We start from the raw sequence: 13,929 nt of genomic DNA on the forward strand, positions 1-13,929 counted from the left end.
GCGGTCAGTCCTGGAGGCCGGCCGCGCCGGTGGTGAGCAGCGAGAGCAGGCTGCGTGCCTGGACGTTGAGGTAGTGACCGTGCCGGACCAGCGCACCGAGCATGCCGGGCGTGACCCAGCGGTAGCCCGGCGGTAGCTCCTCCGGCATGTCGTCGGCGGCCTCCACGAGCAGATAGCGGCTCTCGGCGTTGAGGAAGCGACCGCCCTCCTCGGAGTGGGCGGCCGCGTACCGGATGCGGCCGGGCCCGGCCGTCAGCACCGTGTCGAGGAACGGCGGCCGGTCCCCGGGCGGCAGAGCGGCGTGGTTGCCCGGCACGCACTGGACGGTCGGCCCGAGTTCGACGGTGTCGAGGAAGCCGCCCTCCACCCGGGCGTGCACCAGCACCTGGAGGACGCCTCCGACGCGGCGGGTGAGGAAGGCGGTGACGCCGATTCCGCACGGCTCGATCAGGGGCTGGCTCCAGCCCGTCACCTCGCGGCTGCCCGCCTCGACGGCCACCGCCACCACGCGGAAGTACCGGCCGTCCGGGCGCTCGATCGTGTCCGGCCCGCGCCGCCAGCCCGCCACCACGTCCAGGGGGATGCGCTCGGCGCTGACCGTGTGGCGGGAGCGCTCGGCGGTGAACCAGGACAGCAGGTCCGTGTCACCGTACGGTGCGCCGGACCCCGGAGCACCGCCCGTGGGTACGCACGCCAGGACCGACCGGGCATCCATGTTCACGACGTTGTCCCGGCGCAGCAGCCGGCCGATCTGCCCCAGCGTCAGCCAGCAGAAGTCCTCGGCCACCGGCACCTCGTCGCGGGTCTCGACGATCATGTTCCGGTTGCTCTTGCGGAAGAACCAGGAGCCGTGTTCGGACTGGAGAACATCGGCCACCACGCTGCCCGGGGCGGGCCGCAGGAAGTGGTCGAGGTAGCGCACATCGGCGCCGCGGTGCACCTTGGTGTAGTTGCTGCGGGTGGCCTGCACGGTCGGTGACAGCTGGAGCAGATTGCGGTTGCCCGGTTCCATCTTGGCCTGCATCAGGAAGTGCAGGACACCGTCGAACTCCTTGGCGAGGATGCCCAGGATGCCGACTTCCGGCTGTTTGATGATGGGCTGCTGCCAGTGCGGGAAGGGCCCGGTGCCGACCGAGACCTGCAGCCCCTCCACGGTGAAGAAGCGCCCGCTGTCGTGCCGCAGGTTCCCGGTCCCGGCGGCGAAGGACCACCCGGTCAGCGCCGCGAACGGGATGCGCCGCACCGCGAAGCGGTGGGACGCGTGGCGCTCCGCCATCCAGCCGGGGACCTCGGCGGTACGCAGCCACGAGCCGGCCTCGGTCACCGCGGCGGAGCGCGCACAGCGCTCCGCGAGATCCGCTGCCGTACGGGAGGGCGTGGCGGTGGCCATGGCCTCAGGCCCCCCAGGTGACCGGAAGGCTGGTCAGGGTGTGGTTGATCTCGCCCGTGTGCCAGGGGAGTTCGCTCTGGGGCACGGCCAGCCGCAGATCCGGGAAGCGCCGCACCAGCCCGGCCAGGGCGATCTCCATCTCCATCCGGCCGAGCTGCTTGCCGAGGCAGTAGTGGATGCCGTGGCCGAAGGAGATGTGCGGATTGCGGCCGCGGGCCAGGTCCAGCCGGTCCGGGTCGTCGAAGACCGACGGGTCGCGGTTGGCGGAGGCCAGGGACAGCAGGACCGGCTCGCCCGCGGCGATGTGCACTCCGCCGATCTCCAGGTCCTCGACGGCCATCCGCGGGAATCCCGAGGTGTCGGTGGCGAACAGGTTGACGTGCCGCAGCAGTTCCTCGACGGCGTCCGGTATCCGGCTGTGGTCCTCGACGAGCGCGTGCCACTGGTCGCGGTGCCCGGCCACCAGCGCCAGTACGGAGTTGGCGAGCTGGTTGGCGGTGGTGTCGAAGCCGGCGCCGATCAGGGTGAAACCGAAGGTCACCAGCTCCTGTTCGCTGAGCCGGTCGTCGTTGTCGCGGGCCGCGATCAGATCCGAGAGCATGTCGTCGCTGGGCTCGGCCCGCTTGTCGGCGATCAGGCCGACGATGTACTCGTTCAGCTTGGCCAGGCCGGCCAGCGACTCCTCGCCGCCGGCCCGGTCGTCGACCGTGGCGAAGGCGCGGGCGTAGGTCTCGAACTGCCGCAGATCCTCGCGCGGGACACCGAGCAGCTCACCGATGACCGTCAGCGGCAGCGGCACCGTCAGCTGCTGCACCAGATCCACCGGGCCGCCGCGGTCCGCCATGTCGTCCAGCAGCTCGTCGGCCACCTTCTGCACACCGGGCCGCATCTGCTCGACCCGCCGGGTGGTGAACGCGCCGACCACCAGCTTGCGCAGCCGGGCGTGTTCGGCGCCGTCCAGCGAAATGATCATCTCGGGCGTGGTGGTCATCGAGCCGCCGATCCGCGGCGCGCCGGGCTTGCAGGTCTCCGCCCTGCTGAGCCGGGGGTCGGCCAGAGCGGCCCGGACGTCCTCGTAACGGGTGACCAGCCAGGCGTCCACACCGCCCGCCGTCCGCACCCGTACCACCGGCTGTTCGGTGCGCAGCCGGGCGTAGTGCGGGGCCGGGCCCTGATAGGACGAGCCGGGGAAGGGGAAGGCGTCGGAAACGGGGCAGGCGGACAAGGGGCACCTCCGCGGTGTGCGGCCTTTTCGGAACGGATCGGACCAGGGCGGCCGGCAGCCGGCCGGGCTGCTCAGGACGGGTTGTGGATCTTGTCGGCCCAGGCGGGAGAGTCATGTGTGACGACGCGCGAACGGGTGTACAGCTCACCGTCGATACGGACCAGGACGTCGTCCACGACCGTCGTCGGCTCGAAGCTGACCTTGCCCGCGGCGTCGGTCATGCTCACGATCGCCTGGTAGCGCACCTTCAGGGTGTCCTCGCCGACCGGCTCGATGTGCATCCGGTCGAACCAGTACCGGTAGATCAGGCCGTCGTAATACGAGACGTTCTGCTCCCGCGCCTCGCGGGCCGAGATCTCCTCGACGAGCGGCCGCTCCGGGTCCCCCCGGCGGGCCTGCATCTCGGTCAGCAGCTGCCGGCGGCCTTCGAGCTTCCAGCCGCCGGGACGGTGCTCGATCGAGCCGTCCTCGGTCAGGGTCTCCAGGAACTCCTCCAGCTTCCGGGCTTCCAGGAGCGGCATCTGCCGTGCGTAGAACTGCTGCACCTCGACATACAGATCCGCGGTCACCCGCTGCACGGTTGCCTGCGTTACCTGGGACACATCGGCTCCTTCGGTCATGGCGCGCCACCGTCGCCGGTCGGGTCTGTGGCGCCGTCCACGGTGACCGGCCGAGCTGGACGCGTCCTGGAGAGGCGCTAGGGCGTCACGCCCTGGGGGCGGGACTTTCCGGACCCGGCCCGGGGCGGGCGTGTCGGACGGCGCCGCGTGTCCCCGGCCGGACCTGCGGCGTTGTGCAGGCCGTACCACCAGCACGGACGAGAGGCGATCGGCATGCCGACCCCGGCGGACCCGCGGATGGATGAATGTGAAGAGCTGTTGGCCGCCTGGCAGGAGCACCGCGCGGTGCTGCGCCGGGCGCTCGTCGGCCTCACCGAAGAACAGGCGCGCAGCACCCCCAGCGTCAGCACACTGTCGCTGGCCTCGCTGATCACCCATGCCGTGCGCGGAGAGCCGGAATGGATCCCGGTCATCGCCGGCCGGGGGGCCGACTGGCTTCAGCGCGACGGACAGGCCGAGTTCGAGGTGCCCGCGACGGCCACGGTGGCCGGTCTGCTGGCCGAGCACGAGCGGGTGGGCGCGGAAGTGGCGCAGGCGGTGCGGGCCGTCAAGGACTTCGACGAGCGGGTGCCGATGCCCAAGACCCCGTGGGGCCCGCAGGACGAGCCGCGTACCGTCCGGTGGATCCTGCTGCATCTGATCGGGGAGGCGGCCCGGCACGCCGGCCATGCCGACGTGATCCGGGAATCCCTTGACGGCGCCAACGCCTTCGACCTCCAGCAGGCCGCCCCCGGCGCATGACGGCCCCCGGCCCGCCGCCCCGCCCGGCGCTGCACCGGCGCCCGAGGCGGCCGCGAGCGGGCCGGGATATCCCTGGGGAGGTTTCAGCCCAGGCTGCCGACGGCACGAAGGAGAGTCATGAGCGCTGGTGTGGGTCCCGGCATTCCGCAGAAGGCGCGGGAAGTACGGCTGTCCGAGCACTTGGAGGGTGAACTGACCCTCGGCCACTTCGACATCGTCGAGGTCGAGGTGCCCGAGCCGGCCCCCGGCGAGGTCCTGGTCCGTACGGACCATCTGCCGCTGGCGGCGGCCTACCAGGATCTGATGCGGGCCGACTGCCCGCTGCCGCTGCCCCCGTTCCAGGTCGGCGAGCGGCTCGGAGGGGGCGCGCTGGGCACGGTGGTCCGGTCCGCGAGCCCGGACCTGGCCGTCGGCGACATCGTGCAGTCGATGACCGGCTGGAGCGAGTACTCCTGCGGTCCGGCCAATACGTACTTCAAGGTCGACCCGGACCTCTTCCCGAGCCCGGTGTACTACCTGAGCCAGGGCCCCACCGCCTACTACGGCATGGCCGACATCGCCCGGGTCGGCAAGGGCGACGTGGTGTTCGTCTCCGGTGCCGCCGGCGGGGTGGGCTCGCTCGCCGGGCAGATCGCCAAGTGCCGGGGCGCGGCCCGGGTGATCGGCAGTGCGGGCAGCAAGGAGAAGGTCGACTACCTCGTCGGCGCGCTGGGCTTCGACGACGCCTTCGACTACCACGACGGCCCGGTCGTCGACCGGCTGCGCGAGCTCGCCCCGGACGGCATCCACGTCTTCTTCGACAACGTGGGCGGCGAGCAGTTCGAGGCCGCGATCGAGGTCGCGGCCCCGCATGCGCGGTTCGCGCTGTGCGGCGCGCTGTCCGCACAGAACGGCGCACAGGCTCATCCCCGGCTCGACCTCATGACGGCCATCACCAAGCATCTGGAGCTGCGGCCGTTCGCGACGTACCACACGCCGGAGCAGATCACCCAGTGGACGCGGCACTTCGCGATGTGGGTGGCCGAAGGCACCTTCGTCTTCCCGCACACGGCCGTCGAGGGCGGCATCGAGGCCGCACCCGCCGCCCTGATGTCGCTGCTCAAGGGTGCCTACCGGGGCAACGTCGCCCTGCACCTGGCGCACGCCTGAGGACACGCCGAACCACCCGTACGAACGGGGGCGGGCACCGGATCTCCGGTGCCCGCCCCTTTTCCCCGCGCGGCCCCTCACCCCCACCGGCGTGCGAGGACCGCCACCGGCACGCGGTACCTCAGGACGCCGTGCGCGTCATGGACGCGGGACACCCCGCAGCTGGTGAACCCCGGACCCCGGAACACGGCTGTCTGGTCGATGTCCACCCAGCCCCGGAAACGGCCGTCCGCGTCCCACAGGGGCTCGGAGATCCGGTAGGAGAACGCCGACGCCCCCGTGGCGCTCCACGAGCCGCAGCCCGCGGTGCCGGAGAGCAGCAGGGCCGAGCCCCGCTCGGTGAAGACGAAGGTGCTGGCGGAGGTCTCCCGGGGCCGCCGCACCAGCGCCCGCCAGGTGCCGGCCGCCGCCGGCCGAAGGATGCGGTCGTCGCGGCCGGGGCGAGTGCGGGGGAGCAGCATCGGGCCTCCTCGGGGGCCAGGGCGTGTCTTTCGGATCGGCCCGGGGCCGCCCAGTGTCCCGAGGCCGTCTCGCGCCCGGCTGGAGCGCGGTGCGTGCAGCGTCCCTCGAGCGTCCGTCGAGCCGGTGGCCGCAGCCTGTCCCGACCGGTTCACCACAGCACACGCGCGCCGCGCGGGGGAGGAACAGCATGAAGCGTTCGGCAGACACAGGGAGACGCCGCAGGACGCCGGTCGTCGTGGCCGCGGCCGTCCTGGCCGCGGTGCCGATGACCGGTACGTCGACGGCCGTCGCCCCGGCCGGAACGGGCGCCCCGGCCGCAGGTGCCGGGCGGATGGCCGCGGCAAGTCCGGTCGGGCGATGGGCACTGAAGGTGTCCTTCGAGGGCCATACCTACGACAGCACCGTGCAGTTCACCCCGGGCGGTACGGCGTTCATCGTGGGCGGCGGCGCCGGGCGCTGGAGCCGGACCGGGGACGGGCGCTTCACCTTCCGGATCGCCGAACCCATGTGGAGCGAACGGGGCGACTACCTCGGCCGGGTGAGCGTCGACCAGAGCGCCCGGCTCACCGGCGACACCTTCACCAGCAGCGGGGTCTCCCGGCAGTACGACGCCGACGACGTACTCACCCGCAGCGTGCAGGCGCACGACACCGGAACCCGTTCCTGACCACCGCGGCGCAGGGCCCGCCCCCGGCAGCGGGGGCGGGCCCTGCGCCGCGGCGTCACACGCTGGCGGCCTGCTGAAAGGCCTTGAAGCCGAATCCGGGCCGCGCCGCCTCCTCGGGGGCCGGCAGCGGCCCTCCCGCGCCCATCAGCCGCCGGGTGATCATGTGGTCGGCCGGCTGGTTCACCGACTCGGTGGCGAGCAGCTGCCGGCCCCGGTAACAGAGCAGGGAGAACCGCCCGGTGCTCGGATCGCCGACGGTCAGCACCCGGTCGTGGCCGTCGCCGAGCCCGGCGATCTGCAACCGCAGCCCGTACTGCTCGGTCCAGAACCACGGCAGCGCCGCGTACGGCCGGGGATTCCCGCAGAGCGTGGCCGCCACACACCGCGCCTGGTCGGCCGCGTTCTGCACCGATTCCAGGCGGACCGGGCGCCCGGTGTGCGGGCCGGGGAACCGGGCACAGTCGCCGACCGCATGGACGGCGGGGTCGCTGGTGCGCAGAAAGGCGTCGACGAGGATGCCGTCGTCCACGGCCAGACCGGCGTCGGCGGCCGGCCCGACCTCCGGCAGTGCGCCGATGCCGACGACCACCAGGTCCGCCGCGATCCGCTCCCCGCCGTCCAGTTCGGCCTCCCGCACATGACCCGCACCGTCGCCGCGCAGGGCCGTCACCTCGCGGGAGAGCAGCACCCGGACGCCGTGCGCGCGGTGTTCGGCGAGCAGATGAGCCGACATCGCGCCGCTGACCGAACGCGCCAACAGGCGGGCCCCGGCCTCGACGACGGTCACCTCCAGCCCGGCCGCCCGTGCCGTCGCGGCGACCTCCAGTCCCACGAAACCGCCGCCGATCACCAGGAGATGCCCGGCGTCGCGCATGCCGTCGCGCAGCCGGCCGGCGTCCGTGAGGGTGCGCAGGGTCAGCACCCCGTCCAGCCCGGCGCCGGGAACGGTGAGCCGGCGGGGGCGGGCGCCGAGGGCCAGGACCAGGTGCTGATAGCCGAGGGAGCGTCCGGACGCGAGGAGGACGCGGGCGCCGGCCCGGTCGAGGCGCACGGCCGGATCCTGGCCCACGAACTCGATGTCCTGGGCGGTGTGGAACGAGGCGGGGCGCAGTGCGAGATCGGTGCTGCTCCGGGTCCCGGCGAGGAACTGCTTGGACAGCGGGGGCCGTTGGTAGGGAAGGACGCCCTCGGCGCCGACCAGGGTGATCCGCCCGCCGAAGCCCTGGGACCGCAGCGCCGCGGCGGTGTCCGAGCCTGCCTGCCCCGCACCGATGACGACGACCGACGGCGCTGCCATCAGCTCTGGGTCTCCGGCAGATGCACCACGAGCCCGTCGATCTCTTCGGAGACCGGCAGCTGGCAGCTGAGGCGGCTGTTCGCGCGGCGCGGGGCGGCGGTGCCGTAGAGGACGTCGTCCTCGGACTCGTGCATCTCGGGCAGCGGCAGCGCGTTGGCCTCGTCGATGTACACATGGCAGGTGCCGCACTGGGCGGAACCGCCGCACTGGGCCTCTATCCCGTCGATGTTGTTGATCTTCGCGCCGCGCATCACGGTGTTGGGCACCGGGACGTCGACGACGGTCTCGGTTCCGTTCGGATGCCGATAGGTGATCTTGGCCATGGAGCTCTCCTCGTCGGATGACGGCCGGCGGACAAGCGTGCGGAGGTGCCAACGGGCGCCGCTGCGGCGCCGGTTGGGCCCGTGGAGTGTCACCAGGTGACCGGCAGCTCCCACAACCCGTAGATGACCGCGCCTTCCTTGCGCGGGATCTCCAGGAACGGCTTGGCCAGCCGGAGGTCCGGGATGCGCCGGAAGAGCTTGCTCCACACGATCTCCAGCTCCAGCCGCGCCAGGTCCGCGCCGATGCAGTGGTGCACACCGTGACCGAAGCCGAGGTGCTTGCGGCTGCCGCGGGTGATGTCCAGCTTCTCCGGCTCGGGGAAGGTCTCCGGGTCCCGGTTGGCGGCCAGCCCCAGGCACAGGATGCCGTCGCCCTTGCGGATGACCTGCCCGCCGATCTCCAGGTCCTCCAGCGCGACGCGCGGTACCGCGGTGTCCCCGATGGTGGCGAACCGCACCAGCTCCTCGACGGCGGGCTTGACCAGCGCCGGGTCGTCCAGCAGCAGTTGCAGCTGGTCGGGGTTCTCCAGGAGGCAGGCGGTACCCAGCGAGATCTGGCTGGCGGTGGTCTCGTGCCCGCCGTTCATCAGCAGCCGCACCATGTTGAACAGGTCCCGGTCGGTGTACTCCTCGCCGGACGCCGCGTAGTCGGCCATCGCCCGGCTCAGCAGATCGTCACCCGGTTCGCGCTTCTTGAGCTGGATCAGCTCGTCCACATAGGCGTTGACCTCGACGATCGCGGCCTGCCGCTCCTCCGTGGAGCTGTGGCCGCCGAGCAGGGCGGTGCCGTGCTTGATGAAGAAGTCGTGCTTGTCCTGCGGGATGCCGAGGAGTTCACAGATGACGGTCATCGGCACCGCCAGCGAGAACACCCGGTGCATGTCGACCGGCGGCTGCATGCCCAGCATCAGGTCGAGGTGCTCGTCGACGATCTGCTCGATACGCGGGCGCAGCCGCTGCACCTGCCGGTTGGTGAACGTCAGCGCGGCCTTGCGCCGGGTCGTGGTGTGCTCCGCTCCGTCGTACCCGATGAACGAGGTCTCGGTGCGGTACTCCGGCGGCGCCACGAAGTAGAAGGGGAAGTTGGCGTGTCTGCGCGAGGCGCTGACCCGCGGATCGGTGAGCAGCTTGCGGATGGTGTGGTAGCCGGTCACCGTCCATACCCGCAGCCCGGAGCCGGTCAGCGTCACCTCCGAGACATCCTGCTCGGCCATCGCCGCGTACTCGACCGGCGGGCTGAAGGGGCACCTGCGCTGATAGGGGAACGTCTTGGCGTCGGTGGCCGCGCCGGGTCCGGTGGCAGAAGTCGTCACGAGGGGTCCTTTCCAGAAGAGGCAGGGGTCAGCGCAGGGTGCGGAAGAACGCGCGCAGGTCGCGGACGAGGTTCTCGGGCTGTTCCAGAGCCGGGAAGTGACCACCGTGCTCGTGGTCCTTCCAGTCCCGCAGATCGGTGAAGCGGCCCTCGATCCAGGGCCGCGGCATCCGGCCGTCCTTCGGGTAGTTGGCGACGGCCGTGGGGACGTGGACGGGCGCCAGCGCGAGCTTGTTCTGGCTCTCCCAGTAGATCCGGGCCGACGACGCGGCCGACGCCGTGAACCAGGCCACCGACACGGCGTCCAGCAGCCGGTCGCGGGAGATGACCTTCTCGAGGTCCCCGTCGTGATCGCTCCACGCCCAGTACTTCTCGGCCATCCACGCCAGCTGGCCGGCGGGGGAGTCGGTCAGCCCGTAGCCGAGCGTCTGCGGCCGGGTGGTCTGGAGGACCGAGTAGCCGCCCTCCTCCTGCTGGAACCGTTTCATGGCGGCCAGCCCGGCCAGGTCCCGCTCGGACAGCTCGGCCTGTTCCTGCGGCGGCCGGGCGAACGGCATCGTCAGATGCAGCCCCAGCAGGCTGCCGCGGTCGGTCTCGCCGATCACGGCCGAGATGAAGGAACCCCAGTCCACCCCGTGCGCCGCATAGCGGGTGTACCCCAGCCGCGCCATCAGCTCCTGCCACGCCGCCGCGATCCGCTCGGCGGTCCAGCCGGCCTCGGACGGCTTGTCGCTGAAGCCGTAGCCCGGCAGCGACGGGCACACCACGTGGAACGCGTCGGCCGGGTCCGCGGGATCGGTCAACGGGCCGATGATGTCGAGGAATTCCACCACCGAGCCGGGCCAGCCATGGGTGATCAGCAGCGGTACGGCACCGGGGTGCGGGGAGCGGACGTGCAGGAAGTGGAGGCCCAGCCCGTCGATCTCCGTACGGAACTGCGGCAGCGCGTTCAGCCGGGCCTCGGTGGCCCGCCAGTCGTAGCGCTCCGCCCAGTGGGCGCACAGGTCCTTCATGACCGCGAGCGGGACGCCCTGGGACCGGTCGGCGACGGTCTCCGCCTCCGGCCAGCGGGTCCGGGCGAGCCGCCGGCGGAGGTCGTCGATCTCCGGCTGCGGAATGTCGATGCGGTACGGGGTGATGGCCGGGCTCATAGGAACGTCCCCTCCAGCGCTGCGGCTTGCCTCGGTCGCACCGAGGCTAGGAGTGCGCCCTGAACGCCGGGTCGAGCCCGGCTGGACCAGGGTGTGGCAGCGGGTCAGCCGCCCTGCGGCCCGCCCACGTCCATCCCGCCGTCGATGGTGATGACCTGCCCGGTGACCAGGGCGGACGACGGATGGGCCAGTTGGACGATCCAGGGTGTGATGTCGTCGGTCTCGGCGACCCGGCCCAGCGGGATGCCCTGGGCGACCCCCGCGAACAGGCCCTCGACCTCCTGCGGCGCCAGGCCGTTGGCGGCGTAGGCGTCGGTGCGGACGAAGCCGGGGGCGACCGCGTTGACCCGGATGCCCTGTGCGGACAGTTCGGCCGCCCAGCTGCGCGTGAGGCTGTGCACGGCCGCCTTGCTGGCCGAGTACAGCGAACTGCCGGGGCCCGGGTTGTGGCCGCCGCGGCTGGAGACCAGCACCAGGCTGCCGCCCGGCGAACGCAGCAGCGGCAGCAGATGCTTGGTGAGCAGGACCGGGCCGATCACGTTGGTGTCGAGGACCTCCCGGGCGGCGGTCACGTCCAGTGCCGCCAGCGGGCTGAAGCGGAAGATGCCGGCGTTGTGCACCAGCACATCCACCGTGCCGCCGCGCTCGCGCACCGCCTCGGCGACCGCCTCGGCGCCCGACTCGGTGGTGACATCGGCGGTCACCGGGACGACCGCGGAGTGCGCGGCGGCGGTCTCGGCCAGCCGTTCCTTGCGGCGGCCGGTGACGAGCACGGCGGCGCCCTGCTCGGCGAAGGCGAGCGCGGTGGCGCGGCCGATGCCGGTGCCGCCTCCGGTGACGACGACGGTCCGGCCGGCGAACGGTGCGTGGGGCATGGCGGGTTCCTCTCGGGAAGGCCGGGCGGCTCGTCCGCCCGGGGCAGGGGGTCGTACCAGGCGCACCGGCCGTGACGGGAGGGTGCGGTCACCCTCCGGGCGGTGCGAAGCGGATGTCGTGCGCGCGGGCGTCGGCCGCGGCGAACGCCAGCAGGCGGGCGCCCTCCTCCGACAGGGCGGCACGGTCCGGCGCGCCGAGCGGAGCGAACGGCTCGACGCGCAGCACCGCCCCGCTGCGGTCGCGGTCGATGGCCCACATGCCGCGGACGAAGCCGTCGACGAGAAAGGTGGCACGGACGATGCCGTTGCGGGTGAAGATCCGCCGGCGGTCCTCGTCGGTGATGATGCGGCCCCGGTCGGCGTGCGACAGCAGGATGTTGTCGAACTCCGGCAGGAACCGCACGGGGGCGGGGAGGCCCGGGTCGGGCAGCGGCGCTCCGGGCACGTCGAACAGCTCGTGGCCGGCGCCGTCCCGGAAGATGCGCAGCCGGTCCCGCAGACCGTCGAGCACGGGCCGCAGCCGGGTCAGCCCCGACCAGATCTGCACGTCCTTGACGGTGGCCGGGCCGTACGCCGCCAGATAACGCAGCACCACCTCCTGGAGGGAGGGCTCGGCCGTCAGCGGCTCGCCGAGCCAGGACTCGGCGGTGGCGTACCGCGTCCGGCCGCCCACTCCCCAGATCCCCCGCGGCGGCACCTGCACCAGCGGCAGCAGCGTGCGCGCCGCGTAGGCCAGATGCCGCGCCGCCACCCCGGGCCAGCGCTGCTGCAACGCCTCGCCCAGCTCCGCGGTCGTCAGCGGCGCGTCGGCCAGCGCGGCGCGTGCGGCGTCGGCCAGTTCGGCCGGGTCCACCACCCCGTCCACCGCCTTGCCGGACCCGCTGCCCACCCACAGATCGCGGTCCAGAGCCGGCTGGGTCAGCGGACGCAGCGTGCGGCAGTCCTGCGCCGTGACGAGATGCACCGTGCTGCGCATCACGGCGATACGGGTCAGGGAACGGTCCTCCAGTGCACCCGCCAGATCCTCGATCGCGAACCCGTCCAGGCGGGTCCACAGGCCGATGTAGGGCGGGTTGGGTGCCTGGGCCTGGAGTCCGACGAGCCGGGTCACCGCGTCGAGGACGCCCAGTTGGTGACGCCGCAGCAACAACTGGCGTGCCAGCAGGGCACGGTTGAGGGCGCGGGTGCTGAGGACGGGAGTGCCGTCCTCGCCGTTGTGCGGGCGGCTGCTCGCCGGCATCCGGGTGGCCATCGGATTCCTTCGGTCGTGGTGCAGGAGGGGCAGGCCCACTATGGACCGGGGAACTCGCCTCCGGCTCGAACCGCGCGCGGGCGGGTGTCGGCGCGGCGCGAGAGCCCCTCAAGGCCCGGTGCAGCGCCCGCTGTCACCCTCCGCGGATGCCGCCTTCCTCCTCCGCCGGCCGCTCGCCCGCCGGTACGCCGCCCCGCTCCGCTTCCGTCCCACCCGCCCCACCTGTCCCGCGCCACCGGGAGCCACGGTGAGCGGCGGCCCGCTGCACGGACTGCGGGTGCTCGAACTCGCCGCGATCGGCCCCGCCCCGTACGCCTGCATGATGCTCGCCGACCTCGGCGCCGAGGTGATCCGCGTCGACCGGCCCGGCCAGGACCGTGCCTTCGCCGCATGGCACCGCATCCTCGACCGCGGCCGCCGCCCGGTCGCCCTGGACCTCAAGGACCCGGCCGGCACCAGGCTGTTGCTGCGGCTGGTGGACGGTGCGGATGTGCTGGTCGAGGGCTTCCGGCCAGGGGTGGCCGAGCGGCTCGGCGTCGGACCCGCGGTGTGCCGTGCCCGCAACCCCGCCCTGGTGTACGGCCGGATGACCGGGTGGGGCCAGGACGGGCCGCTGGCGCAGGCACCCGGCCACGACATCAACTACATCGGCCTCACCGGCGTGCTGCACGCCATCGGGCCGGCCGGCGGCGCTCCGGTCCCGCCGGTCAACCTGCTCGGTGACTTCGGCGGCGGCGGGATGCTGCTGGTCGCCGGCATCCTCGCCGCGCTCTTCGAACGGTCGCGCTCCGGGCTGGGCCAGGTGGTGGACGCGGCCATCGTGGACGGCACCGCCTCGCTGACGGGCATGCTGCTGGCCATGGCGCAGGCGGGCCAGTGGCGAGCGGACCGGGGCGGCAACCTCCTCGACGGCGGGGCGCCCTTCTACGCCGTCTACACCTGCGCCGACGGCGAACATGTCGCGGTCGGCGCGCTGGAGGAGCGCTTCTACACGGCGCTGCTGGCCGGTCTCGGACTGGCCGCCGACCGGCTGCCGGACCGTGACGACCCCGCCAACTGGCCGGTTCTCCGGCGGGAGTTCGCCGACCGGTTCGCGACCCGTACCCGCGCGGAGTGGACCGCGGCCTTCGACGGCACCCAGGCGTGCGTGACCCCGGTGCTCAGTCTGCGGGAGGCCGCCGGGCACCCGCACCACCGGGCACGCGGCACCTTCCTGAGCACCGACGAGGGCGTTCAGCCCGCCCCGGCACCCCGGTTCGGGCGCACCCCCGCAGGGCCGGACCCGGCGGCGGCGCCCGACGGGCCCTGCCCGCGGCTGCTCGCCGACTGGGGGCTGACGGAAGCGGAGAGCGCCCGGCTGGCCGCCGCCGAGCCGGCCCCGGCCGGCTGAGCCCTGCCCGCCGCGGCCGGCGGGCCAAGGGCTGCCCCGCCAGGGGTTGCGGGACAGCCCTTTGGGGTGTCTCCC

The 13,929-nt window shown here is 72.9% G+C and carries 14 protein-coding genes; 4 read left to right on the top strand and 10 right to left on the bottom strand.

Going from position 1 to position 13,929, the window contains the following annotated elements:
* Positions 1 to 4: 4 nt before the first annotated feature.
* The 3 genes from K7C20_RS32610 to K7C20_RS32620 form a co-directional block, all read right to left on the bottom strand.
* Entirely contained in the window at positions 5 to 1,390 is a 1,386-nt protein-coding gene (locus tag K7C20_RS32610) for an NDP-hexose 2,3-dehydratase family protein (protein WP_030082795.1), read from the bottom strand.
* A gap of 4 nt (positions 1,391 to 1,394) precedes the next feature.
* A complete protein-coding gene (locus K7C20_RS32615) occupies positions 1,395 to 2,615 on the bottom strand; it encodes a cytochrome P450 (protein ID WP_048829592.1) in 1,221 nt (406 codons plus the stop codon).
* A gap of 71 nt (positions 2,616 to 2,686) precedes the next feature.
* Positions 2,687 to 3,217: a nuclear transport factor 2 family protein gene (locus tag K7C20_RS32620; protein ID WP_150127193.1), complete on the bottom strand. Its 531-nt coding sequence runs from the start codon at positions 3,215 to 3,217 to the stop codon at positions 2,687 to 2,689.
* 255 nt (positions 3,218 to 3,472) lie between these two features.
* On the opposite strand from K7C20_RS32620, the gene K7C20_RS32625 reads away from it, so the two are divergent.
* Both K7C20_RS32625 and K7C20_RS32630 read left to right on the top strand, forming a co-directional pair.
* Entirely contained in the window at positions 3,473 to 3,976 is a 504-nt protein-coding gene (locus tag K7C20_RS32625; RefSeq protein WP_245171044.1) for a DinB family protein, read from the top strand.
* 117 nt (positions 3,977 to 4,093) lie between these two features.
* The gene (locus K7C20_RS32630; RefSeq protein WP_030082803.1) at positions 4,094 to 5,125 is read left to right on the top strand and encodes an MDR family NADP-dependent oxidoreductase; all 1,032 of its coding nucleotides are present in this window, start codon (positions 4,094 to 4,096) and stop codon (positions 5,123 to 5,125) included.
* Positions 5,126 to 5,202: 77 nt separating this feature from the next.
* On the opposite strand, the gene K7C20_RS32635 is transcribed toward K7C20_RS32630, so the two are convergent.
* Positions 5,203 to 5,586: a hypothetical protein gene (locus tag K7C20_RS32635; protein WP_030082805.1), complete on the bottom strand. Its 384-nt coding sequence runs from the start codon at positions 5,584 to 5,586 to the stop codon at positions 5,203 to 5,205.
* A 188-nt stretch (positions 5,587 to 5,774) separates the two neighbouring features.
* Here K7C20_RS32635 and K7C20_RS32640 point away from each other — a divergent pair, with 188 nt between their 5' ends.
* Positions 5,775 to 6,254 carry a hypothetical protein gene (locus tag K7C20_RS32640; RefSeq protein ID WP_150127194.1) on the top strand — a complete coding sequence of 160 codons (480 nt, stop codon included), beginning with the start codon at positions 5,775 to 5,777 and terminating at the stop codon, positions 6,252 to 6,254.
* Between the two features lie 55 nt (positions 6,255 to 6,309).
* Here the strand turns inward: K7C20_RS32640 and K7C20_RS32645 are convergent, their stop codons facing one another.
* The 6 genes from K7C20_RS32645 to K7C20_RS32670 all read right to left on the bottom strand — a co-directional run bounded on the left by K7C20_RS32645 (position 6,310) and on the right by K7C20_RS32670 (position 12,464).
* Positions 6,310 to 7,551 (bottom strand): NAD(P)/FAD-dependent oxidoreductase, encoded by a 1,242-nt coding sequence (locus K7C20_RS32645; protein WP_030082809.1) that lies wholly within the window; start codon positions 7,549 to 7,551, stop codon positions 6,310 to 6,312.
* The gene (locus K7C20_RS32650) at positions 7,551 to 7,874 is read right to left on the bottom strand and encodes a 2Fe-2S iron-sulfur cluster-binding protein (RefSeq protein WP_030082811.1); all 324 of its coding nucleotides are present in this window, start codon (positions 7,872 to 7,874) and stop codon (positions 7,551 to 7,553) included. Before K7C20_RS32650 ends, K7C20_RS32645 begins: the two co-directional genes overlap by 1 nt.
* 89 nt (positions 7,875 to 7,963) lie before the next feature.
* Entirely contained in the window at positions 7,964 to 9,187 is a 1,224-nt protein-coding gene (locus K7C20_RS32655; RefSeq protein ID WP_053209006.1) for a cytochrome P450, read from the bottom strand.
* A gap of 28 nt (positions 9,188 to 9,215) precedes the next feature.
* Positions 9,216 to 10,337: an epoxide hydrolase family protein gene (locus K7C20_RS32660; protein WP_030082815.1), complete on the bottom strand. Its 1,122-nt coding sequence runs from the start codon at positions 10,335 to 10,337 to the stop codon at positions 9,216 to 9,218.
* Positions 10,338 to 10,441: 104 nt separating this feature from the next.
* Entirely contained in the window at positions 10,442 to 11,212 is a 771-nt protein-coding gene (locus tag K7C20_RS32665) for an SDR family NAD(P)-dependent oxidoreductase (RefSeq protein ID WP_053209007.1), read from the bottom strand.
* An 88-nt stretch (positions 11,213 to 11,300) separates the two neighbouring features.
* Positions 11,301 to 12,464 (bottom strand): winged helix DNA-binding domain-containing protein, encoded by a 1,164-nt coding sequence (locus tag K7C20_RS32670; RefSeq protein WP_245171045.1) that lies wholly within the window; start codon positions 12,462 to 12,464, stop codon positions 11,301 to 11,303.
* A 247-nt stretch (positions 12,465 to 12,711) separates the two neighbouring features.
* Between K7C20_RS32670 and K7C20_RS32675 the strand changes: the two genes are divergently transcribed.
* Entirely contained in the window at positions 12,712 to 13,854 is a 1,143-nt protein-coding gene (locus K7C20_RS32675) for a CaiB/BaiF CoA transferase family protein (RefSeq protein ID WP_053209025.1), read from the top strand.
* The last annotated feature ends 75 nt before the right edge of the window (positions 13,855 to 13,929 follow it).

This window comes from Streptomyces decoyicus (genome assembly GCF_019880305.1).
Taxonomy (GTDB): domain Bacteria; phylum Actinomycetota; class Actinomycetes; order Streptomycetales; family Streptomycetaceae; genus Streptomyces; species Streptomyces decoyicus.

Excerpts from the sequence above, each read along its gene's own strand:
- K7C20_RS32610 (WP_030082795.1), bottom strand. The coding sequence starts at position 1,390 with ATGGCCACCGCCACGCCCTCCCGTACGGCAGCGGATCTCGCGGAGCGC.
- K7C20_RS32625 (WP_245171044.1), top strand. The coding sequence starts at position 3,473 with ATGGATGAATGTGAAGAGCTGTTGGCCGCCTGGCAGGAGCACCGCGCG.
- K7C20_RS32630 (WP_030082803.1), top strand. The coding sequence starts at position 4,094 with ATGAGCGCTGGTGTGGGTCCCGGCATTCCGCAGAAGGCGCGGGAAGTA.
- K7C20_RS32635 (WP_030082805.1), bottom strand. The coding sequence starts at position 5,586 with ATGCTGCTCCCCCGCACTCGCCCCGGCCGCGACGACCGCATCCTTCGG.
- K7C20_RS32640 (WP_150127194.1), top strand. The coding sequence starts at position 5,775 with ATGAAGCGTTCGGCAGACACAGGGAGACGCCGCAGGACGCCGGTCGTC.
- K7C20_RS32645 (WP_030082809.1), bottom strand. The coding sequence starts at position 7,551 with ATGGCAGCGCCGTCGGTCGTCGTCATCGGTGCGGGGCAGGCAGGCTCG.
- K7C20_RS32650 (WP_030082811.1), bottom strand. The coding sequence starts at position 7,874 with ATGGCCAAGATCACCTATCGGCATCCGAACGGAACCGAGACCGTCGTC.
- K7C20_RS32660 (WP_030082815.1), bottom strand. The coding sequence starts at position 10,337 with ATGAGCCCGGCCATCACCCCGTACCGCATCGACATTCCGCAGCCGGAG.
- K7C20_RS32665 (WP_053209007.1), bottom strand. The coding sequence starts at position 11,212 with ATGCCCCACGCACCGTTCGCCGGCCGGACCGTCGTCGTCACCGGAGGC.
- K7C20_RS32670 (WP_245171045.1), bottom strand. The coding sequence starts at position 12,464 with ATGGCCACCCGGATGCCGGCGAGCAGCCGCCCGCACAACGGCGAGGAC.